Source organism: Aestuariivirga sp., from assembly GCF_037139295.1.
GTDB lineage: Bacteria > Pseudomonadota > Alphaproteobacteria > Rhizobiales > Aestuariivirgaceae > Aestuariivirga.
In genome coordinates, this window is record NZ_JBAXGR010000219.1 from 1 (window position 1) to 3,009 (window position 3,009).

5 protein-coding genes are annotated in these 3,009 nt (G+C 56.7%); 1 reads left to right on the plus strand and 4 read right to left on the minus strand.

Features of this window, described 5'->3' with window-relative positions:
* Nucleotides 1-233 precede the first annotated feature (233 nt).
* The 3 genes from WCJ41_RS21045 to WCJ41_RS21055 all read right to left on the minus strand — a co-directional run bounded on the left by WCJ41_RS21045 (nucleotide 234) and on the right by WCJ41_RS21055 (nucleotide 1,345).
* Nucleotides 234-509: a hypothetical protein gene (locus WCJ41_RS21045; RefSeq protein WP_336907795.1), complete on the minus strand. Its 276-nt coding sequence runs from the start codon at nucleotides 507-509 to the stop codon at nucleotides 234-236.
* A gap of 47 nt (nucleotides 510-556) precedes the next feature.
* Nucleotides 557-925, minus strand: coding sequence for a hypothetical protein (locus WCJ41_RS21050; RefSeq protein WP_336907796.1), 369 nt, complete (start codon nucleotides 923-925; stop codon nucleotides 557-559).
* A 138-nt stretch (nucleotides 926-1,063) separates the two neighbouring features.
* Nucleotides 1,064-1,345, minus strand: coding sequence for a hypothetical protein (locus WCJ41_RS21055; protein ID WP_336907797.1), 282 nt, complete (start codon nucleotides 1,343-1,345; stop codon nucleotides 1,064-1,066).
* A gap of 1,102 nt (nucleotides 1,346-2,447) precedes the next feature.
* On the opposite strand from WCJ41_RS21055, the gene WCJ41_RS21060 reads away from it, so the two are divergent.
* Entirely contained in the window at nucleotides 2,448-2,750 is a 303-nt protein-coding gene (locus WCJ41_RS21060; RefSeq protein WP_336907798.1) for a hypothetical protein, read from the plus strand.
* 61 nt (nucleotides 2,751-2,811) lie between these two features.
* On the opposite strand, the gene WCJ41_RS21065 is transcribed toward WCJ41_RS21060, so the two are convergent.
* Nucleotides 2,812-3,009: hypothetical protein (locus WCJ41_RS21065; protein ID WP_336907799.1), on the minus strand; the 198-nt coding region annotated here is incomplete at its 5' end.

The window sequence follows — 3,009 nt, forward strand, 5'->3', positions numbered from 1 at the left end:
GTAGCGATGGTGCCCTGGCGGTGGGCCAGCGTCACGCCGCGGGCGGCGAGGACTCCGTCGGCCTCGGCAACGGCATGCCGCACGTCATCGACGGTGGCTACATAAGCCGTGGCCTTTCCGTTCACCTGGCGGAGAGCCGCGGCGATGTCGGTGGTGTTGGAGGTGTTGATCTTCATGATGTTGTCTCTCTGTAGATGTTGACGGGTTAGTTCTCGGTGACGCGGACCGCGCGCCTAGTGACGCATCTCGTCGGCGGCGGCCTGCATCAGGCTCTCCTCGACGAGTGGCACTAGCCCGGCGGCCAAGCGCTGCGCGGCCTCGATCTCAAAGCCGGGCCTCGTGGTCAGCGCGATGACAATCGAAAGCGCCTTGGCAAGCGCCATCGTGGTGACGCTGTTAGTGGCGTCGGCATGCGCGTCGGTTACGTGCATCGCAATCTCATAGCCCAAGCGCTGAAACTGCGCGTAATCGGCATCCTGTTGCGCGGTGTCTGTGGTGTTGGTGGTCATGTGCTCAGCTCCATGTAGGTATTTCAATCTCTATGTTCCGGGCCGGATCACCCGGCCAACGCCAGGTGGTCCGGCAACTCGCTGGCGAACTCGGCGGTGCGCTTCAGCACATCGACCGATCGTGCCACCTTCGCCAGCTGGTCGGCCGTCAGAAGGTCTGTATTGTAGACACCCAGGCTGAAGCCCGGCTCGTTGAAGTCCTTCGGCTCCATGCCTTCAAGAACATCGGCACGGGCTGGGCCGAGCCGGTCAACGCGAATGAAAGTGACGATCGCACGCGACTTGACGTGCACCACCGCCGCAAGGCCGCCACCCGCCGGCGCCAACACCGCGGCGTCTTCCGGCATGTCACAGAGAACCCCGGCGTTGCTTGCGTTGCTGACGACGGTCGACACGCGCGTGACTGCAGAAATCATCGCCGAGAAGTCACGCGGGTCGTCGCCGCGCTGGACGAAACGGAGCGCTGCATGCTGGGTGAGGCTGCCGATCGTGAAGCAGTCGAGAACGTAGCCGCCGCGAACGCCACTGACGTAGGCGATGCAAACATCGAAGCCTCAAGCCTCGTTGGTCACGTAGTAAGTGAACACCACAACCGGGGTCTTATCAATGACACCTTCATTGATTGCGATGCCGGTGTCTCCGAACTCCCGCGAGATGCGGACGGCCACGCGCCGCCTGCCCTTCTTATTGTGAAGCGAGCTGCGAGAGCCGATGGCGTTCTTGATGCGCGTCGCCTCTGTCATTCGGTCGCTCTGAAGCCTGGCGCCCTCAAAGGCACGCCGAACGACGCCCTTGGCGGTGCCGTGGTCCTTAAAGTCGAGCGGGCAGATTTCCATCGGGGCTTTCCTTTGAGCTGAACAATTATCGGGTTGGCGGGGTTATCCCTGAAGTAGACGAGGTAGATATCGACGTTGAAGATGGCTTGGTCTAGTTCTGCCCATTGGGCGCGACGTACTGTGTCGGGGGTTTCGATATCGAGGTGGAAGGTCATGCTCATGGCTTAGGGTCCTTCTTCTGAGCGTGATGGTGCGGGTGATAGCTAACGATACGCGGACTACTCTCTTGGCTCTCGTAGACAATCTGAGTTGCTGCCTTCTCGATCCCTCCAAGCAAGCAAGGAACGCCACGCTGATCATAGAGAACTAACCTGCCCATCAAGCCTTGACTGAGGAGGTATCGTGCTGTGTCTGAGAATGGACTGTAGCTGTTTGTCACAACTACCTTTCCTTCGAAGACAACATCGTATCGACCCTGCTTGACGGCGGGGATGTAGATTGCCTTGTACTCAGTGAGCATTGGCTTCGTCCTGCCTACGCTGCTTCTCACGCTCGAACTTGACAGCACGGAGATTTCGAATGCGCATGGCATCTCTGGTCAGGGACTTCTCTAAAGCCTTCGCAAGGATGTCGGCTGGGCAATAGAAGATTAGTGAGGCCAACAAAGCTGTGTCGTAGGTCGAGTACCCATGTTTGGAGTAGGTCGCAGCGGTCTTGAAGATGACCGTGAAGGTCTGAGACTTGGGCTGGTACACAGGTGACCTCAGGTACATGACTTGAAAACCTTGTAGATGTCAGCGGGGCTGCGGCCAGCGAGTGCGGCAGCATTCTTCTTCTTAAGCGACCAGTGCCAGCATCGGGTAATCTCTGCGAGGATGTGCTTTGGGATACGTGGAGCGGCTCGGATTAGAACGTCCAGCTTTCCGTCATGGACTTGCAGTGTGTTCCAAGCGAACGAGATTAGGTTGAGGTCCATCGTTATAGGTTCCTTCTGTGAGTGATGGATGAGACATGGGTGTGAGAAGACCCGCAGCGTTAGCCACGGGCCTTGATGTCGTGCAGCGATGGTGGTGTGGGGCGGTTAGTGCGAGGTGATGCAGCCTCCACCAGGCACATTGATTGTGACAATCAATTCTGATATGCATAGATTGATGACATTATCATGAAGGGTAGTGATATGGCTAAGTCGCTGAAAAAGAAGCTTAAAAAGATCGGGAAAGAATCAAGTAGCAAGGCAGAGTTTCTCGCCATGTTATCTGGACATATTTCAAAGGCCGCATTGATCGCTGCGATAGAAGCAGCCGCCGCTGCCGCGGTTGAACAACTCAAATTGCATGCTGAAGATTCCACCAAGGCTGCGCCCAAGGAAGGCGCTGGCAAGAAGTCCAAAAAGAAGCGGGAGTCGAAGTCCAAGGAAGTGATGCCCGCTGTCACGCCTCATGACAATAGCGACTCCAACGACTGAGTGAGCTTCGCCATGACGAACATGAACAGGAGTACGATCCCCCAAGTAATAATCACAGGGATCACAGCTTCTGCTCTAGCTGTGCAATGGTCTTCTCAAACTTTCTATAGCTCAACCCGTTGAAGTGCTGACGGTACAGTGCAGCCTGATGATGCCTCACAAGCTTGGCGTTGATCATGGACAACGGCTTCCTAGGGTCAATTGGTATTGTGTCGCTTGCCTTGGGGTTGTCAGAGAGGTTGACCTCAAAGGTGTGAGA

Bases quoted from the DNA above. Each gene is read 5' to 3' on its own strand.
- WCJ41_RS21045 (WP_336907795.1), bottom strand. From the start codon at position 509: ATGACCACCAACACCACAGACACCGCGCAACAGGATGCCGATTACGCG.
- WCJ41_RS21050 (WP_336907796.1), bottom strand. From the start codon at position 925: ATGATTTCTGCAGTCACGCGCGTGTCGACCGTCGTCAGCAACGCAAGC.
- WCJ41_RS21055 (WP_336907797.1), bottom strand. From the start codon at position 1,345: ATGGAAATCTGCCCGCTCGACTTTAAGGACCACGGCACCGCCAAGGGC.
- WCJ41_RS21060 (WP_336907798.1), top strand. From the start codon at position 2,448: ATGAAGGGTAGTGATATGGCTAAGTCGCTGAAAAAGAAGCTTAAAAAG.